This is a genomic window from Mesorhizobium sp. M8A.F.Ca.ET.208.01.1.1 (genome assembly GCF_004791315.1).
Classification (GTDB): Bacteria; Pseudomonadota; Alphaproteobacteria; order Rhizobiales; family Rhizobiaceae; genus Mesorhizobium.
In genome coordinates this window covers 1-306 of sequence record NZ_SRUT01000284.1, presented here as the reverse complement: position 1 = coordinate 306, position 306 = coordinate 1, and the positions used below count along the sequence as shown (strand labels likewise).

The window sequence follows — 306 nt, the reverse complement described above, 5'->3', positions numbered from 1 at the left end:
CGCTCTTCCGATCTAGCGCCGCGCGCATCACGGCGATCTTCTCCTGCCCGCCCGAAACCAGGATGGTGGTCGGGATGTCGGAGAGGTCCTGCAGCGGATAGGCGCAGACGCGGCGGTTGACCTCATGGTCGACCGTGCAGCCCTCGGCGTCGATGAAATGGCAAAGGATATCGCCGACCGCGCCGGCGGCCTGCAATTCCTCCAGCTCGCTCGGCTTGATGAAGCCGTAATTGGCGATGGGGCTGTCGTTGGAAAAGGCGCCGACGCTGAGCACGGCGATGTTGGCGCGCCGCGCCCGGAAGACGA

The 306-nt window shown here is 65.7% G+C and carries 1 protein-coding gene; it reads right to left on the bottom strand.

Annotation, left to right across the window (positions count from 1 at the left end; all coding sequences use genetic code 11):
* Nucleotides 1-306 (bottom strand): sugar-binding domain-containing protein (locus tag EN851_RS35315; RefSeq protein ID WP_281041134.1); only part of this gene is annotated, 306 nt, incomplete at both ends.